Source organism: Inquilinus limosus MP06, from assembly GCF_000767795.1.
Lineage (GTDB): Bacteria > Pseudomonadota > Alphaproteobacteria > DSM-16000 > Inquilinaceae > Inquilinus > Inquilinus limosus_E.
In genome coordinates this window covers 1-4,147 of sequence record NZ_JANX01000553.1, presented here as the reverse complement: position 1 = coordinate 4,147, position 4,147 = coordinate 1, and the positions used below count along the sequence as shown (strand labels likewise).

Genomic DNA, 4,147 nt, shown 5'->3' with positions numbered 1-4,147 from the left:
GGTTGAAAATGCCGACAGGGCAGGAGAGCGGCGCAGCGCGATGCCTTTGCATCGGGCAAGCCGTTCGACGCACCCTGTCGGCATTTTCAACCGGCCCGAAGGGTCGTCTTGCGGCGGCCGCCTGCAGGGGCGGGCCGCTCAACCGTAGCGCCGCTATGCTTTTCGCGTCCCGCCCCCGCATCCGTCTCGCCGCAAGGCGACGCAGGGCATAGGGAGTGTGAGAAATGCGGGCTAGAGTGCCGGAAACACCGTCACCGGGAGCGACGCCGCCATGATCCCCAACGCGCCGCAAGGCCTCGATTTCATGCTCGGCGACACCGCCGACATGCTGCGTGATTCGGTCCGCGGCTTCGCCGCGGCCGAGATCGCCCCGCGCGCGGCCGACATCGACCGCGACAACCAGTTCCCGATGGATCTGTGGCGCAAGATGGGCGACCTCGGCGTCCTCGGCGTGACGGTCGAGGAGGAGTATGGCGGCGCCGGCATGGGCTATCTCGAGCACATGGTGGCGATGGAGGAGATCTCGCGCGCCTCCGCCTCGGTCGGCCTGTCCTACGGCGCCCATTCCAACCTTTGCGTCAACCAGATCCGGCTGAACGGCACCGAGGAGCAGAAGCGCCGCTACCTGCCGAAGCTGGTGGCGGGCGAGCATGTCGGCGCCCTGGCGATGTCCGAGCCCGGCGCCGGCTCCGACGTCGTCGGCATGAAGCTGAGGGCGGAGAAGAAGGGCGACCGCTACGTCCTCAACGGCAACAAGATGTGGATCACCAACGGCCCCGACGCCGACACGCTGGTGGTCTATGCCAAGACCGATCCGGCGGCCGGGCCGCGCGGCATCACCGCCTTCCTGGTCGAGAAGGGGTTCAAGGGCTTCTCCACCGCGCAGAAGCTCGACAAGCTCGGCATGCGCGGCTCCAACACCTGCGAGCTGGTGTTCCAGGACTGCGAGGTGCCGGAGGAAAACGTGCTCGGCCGGGTCGGTGAGGGTGTCCGCGTGCTGATGAGCGGCCTGGACTACGAGCGCACGGTGCTGGCGGCCGGGCCGCTCGGCATCATGCAGGCCTGCCTCGACATCGTCCTGCCCTATGTCCGCGACCGGCAGCAGTTCGGCCGGCCGATCGGCGAGTTTCAGCTAATGCAGGGCAAGGTGGCCGACATGTATGTCGCCCTCAACGCCTCCCGCGCCTATGTCTATGCCGTGGGACGGGCCTGCGACAGCGGCCGGGTGACCCGGCAGGATTCGGCCGGCGCCATCCTCTACGCCGCCGAGAAGGCAACCTGGATGGCGCTGCAGGCGATCCAGGCACTGGGCGGCAACGGCTATATCAACGAATTCGCCACCGGCCGCCTGCTGCGCGACGCCAAGCTCTACGAGATCGGCGCGGGCACCTCCGAGGTCCGCCGGATGCTGATCGGCCGTGAGGTGATCGGCCTCAGGGGCTGATGGCAGGGCTGGCGGTTCATAAGGGGGAAAGGGGCAGGGCAATGATGTGGGCGAGGGGATTGGCGCTGGCCGCGGTGGCGATGTCGGCGCTGGCCGTCGGCGCTCCGGCGCGGGCGGCGGACACGCCGGGCACGATCGGTGGTTGGCCGGCGGTGGAGGCCCTGGTCGGCAACACGCTGATGGTCACACGGCCCGACCTGCCCGGCGGGGAATCGGCCGTCTTTATGTTGCCGGACGGGACCGGCCGGGTCGCCGAGCGGAAGGGCGGCGTCGCCGATCCGCCGCGGGCCGTTCAATGGGCGTTCCGGTCCGACGGGCTGTTCTGCCTGAGCGACCCCTCCGGCACGGCATCGGACGGTGACTGCGTCACGCTCTCGATCGCCGGCGACACGGCGACCCTGGCGCCGAAGGACGGGCCGGCCGTGACCGGGAAGGTCCTGCGGGGCGATGCCTGGCAGCTGGATCCGGCGGGTGCAAAGAGCCCGGTCACCGGCAAGGCGGCGGCACGGAGCCTGGCCGGCAACACCGTGGTCCTGATGCCGCTCGGCGGCTCCGGCGAGGTGGCGGCCTTCCATTTCCTGACGGACGGAACCGGGCGGAGCACCCGGCAGGACAGCGCCGCCGAGACGCCGGACGCCTTCCGGTGGTCGTTCCGGGACGACGGGCGGCTGTGTTTCACCGATGCCGGGAAGGCGGCCGTGGCCGGGGATTGCCTCACCGTCTCGATCACCGGCGACCGCGTGACCCTGGCGGGCCGGGACGGGCGCGCCGCCTATGGCACACTGCTGGAGGGCGATGCCCGCGGCCTGGCCCCGGCGACGCCCGCGACCAGGGCGATGGCCGACGCCCTGGCCGGGAACACGCTGGTCTTCACCCGGCCCGACCGCTCCGGCGAGACGGCCCTCTATCTCCAGGCCGACGGGACCGGCCGTGCCGTCCAGGGCGGCGAGGGCGGGGCTCAGCCCGTCCGCTGGTCGCTGCGCAATGACGGGCGGTTCTGCGTGTTCTCGGCCCAGGCGAAGGCCCCCAAGGAGGGCGACTGCGCCACGCTTTCGATCGCCGGCGACAGGGTCACCTTCCAGGCCCCGGGCCGGCCCGCCATGTCCGGCAAGCTGTTGAAGGGCAACGCCCGGACGCTGTAGGCCCTGTGCCGGCCGGGGTCGACGCCCTGTTGCGCCCCGCGCCGCTTTCTGCACACTTGACCGGCTGGTCAGAAAATCAACAAGCAAGGGGGTTTTCATGCTGGGACGTTGGGGTCGCCGGGCGCTGCTCGGCGCGGCGGTGGCGATGCTCGGGGCCGCGGCGCTGCCGCAGGCGCGGGCGGCGGACAAGCTGCAGGTGGCGGCGGTCTACACCGTGCCGGTCGAGCAGCAATGGGTCAGCCGCATCCACAAGGCGCTGAAGGCGGCGCAGGAGCGCGGCGAGATCGATTACGTCTATTCCGAGAACACGTCGAACACCGACTATGAGCGCGTCATGCGCGAATATGCCGAGGCCGGCAAGAAGCTGATCATCGGCGAGGCCTTCGGCGTCGAGCGCGGCGCCCGGGCGGTGGCCAAGGACTATCCCGACACCGCCTTCCTGATGGGCTCCAGCCTGCCGCCGGCCGAGCCGAACTTCTCGGTGTTCGACAACTACATCCAGGACGCCTCCTACCTCACCGGCATGGTCGCCGGGCTGAAGACCAGGTCGAACAAGATCGGCATGGTCGGCGGCTATCCGATCCCGGAGGTCAACCGGCTGATGCACGCCTTCATGGCCGGGGCGCTGGAGGTGAACCCGCAGGTCAAGTTCTCGATCACCTTCATCGGCTCCTGGTACGACCCGCCCAAGGCCAAGGAGGCGGCCTTCGCCATGGTCGATGCCGGCGCCGACGTGCTGTATGCCGAGCGCTACGGCGTCTCCGACGCGGCCAAGGAGCGCAAGGTGCTGGCCATCGGCAACGTCATCGACACCCAGTCGGAGTATCCCGGCACCGTCGTGGCCAGCGCGCTGTGGCATATGGAGCCGACCATCGACCGGGCCCTGAAGGCGGTCGCCGCCGGCAGCTTCAAGGCCGAGGATTACGGCCCCTACAGCGCCATGAAGGCGGGCGGCGCCACGCTGGCCCCGCTGGACTCGAAGCTGGTCGACCAGGCGATCATCGACAAGGTGGCCGCCCGGCAGAAGGAGATCGAGAGCGGCGCCTTCACGGTCAAGGTCGACGACAGCGAGCCGAAGCCGACGCTGTGACGCCCGACTCATCGGATGCCGCGCCGGCACTGCGCCTGCGCGGCATCACCAAGCGCTTCGGCGCGCTGCTCGCCAATGACGGCATCGACCTCGACCTCGCCCGCGGCGAGGTGCTGGCGCTGCTGGGCGAGAACGGCGCCGGCAAGACCACGCTGATGAACATCCTGTTCGGCCACTACGTGGCCGATGCCGGGACGGTCGAGGTGGCGGTGCCGGAGGGCGGCACACTGGTGCCGCTGCGCCCGGGCTCGCCCCAGGCGGCGCTGGCGGCCGGCATCGGCATGGTGCACCAGCATTTCGCCTTGGCCGACAATCTCAGCGTCTTCGACAACATCGTGCTCGGCTCGCAGCCGCTGTGGCGCCCGGCGCTGCGGCGGCGCGAGACGCGGGCTAGGCTGGCGGCGCTGATCGAGGCCTCCGGCCTCGCCGTGCCGCTGGACGCTCCGGTCTCCGGTCTGTCGGTCGGCGAGC

The 4,147-nt window shown here is 70.2% G+C and carries 4 protein-coding genes; all 4 read left to right on the top strand.

All coding sequences use genetic code 11. The annotated features are described in order from the left end of the window. Nucleotides 1–271: 271 nt before the first annotated feature. On the top strand, nt 272–1,444 hold the full coding sequence (locus P409_RS28175) for an isovaleryl-CoA dehydrogenase (RefSeq protein ID WP_034846228.1): 1,173 nt from the start codon (nt 272–274) through the stop codon (nt 1,442–1,444). 59 nt (nt 1,445–1,503) lie between these two features. Next, complete coding sequence (locus P409_RS28170; protein ID WP_034846226.1) at nt 1,504–2,586, top strand: hypothetical protein; 1,083 nt, start codon at nt 1,504–1,506, stop codon at nt 2,584–2,586. A gap of 97 nt (nt 2,587–2,683) precedes the next feature. Then, the gene (locus P409_RS28165; protein ID WP_034846224.1) at nt 2,684–3,676 is read left to right on the top strand and encodes a BMP family protein; all 993 of its coding nucleotides are present in this window, start codon (nt 2,684–2,686) and stop codon (nt 3,674–3,676) included. Continuing rightward, a partial coding sequence (locus tag P409_RS28160; RefSeq protein ID WP_034846221.1) for an ATP-binding cassette domain-containing protein occupies nt 3,673–4,147 on the top strand: 475 nt, incomplete at its 3' end. The genes P409_RS28165 and P409_RS28160, both read left to right, overlap by 4 nt.

Bases quoted from the DNA above. Each gene is read 5' to 3' on its own strand.
- P409_RS28175 (WP_034846228.1), top strand. From the start codon at position 272: ATGATCCCCAACGCGCCGCAAGGCCTCGATTTCATGCTCGGCGACACC.
- P409_RS28165 (WP_034846224.1), top strand. From the start codon at position 2,684: ATGCTGGGACGTTGGGGTCGCCGGGCGCTGCTCGGCGCGGCGGTGGCG.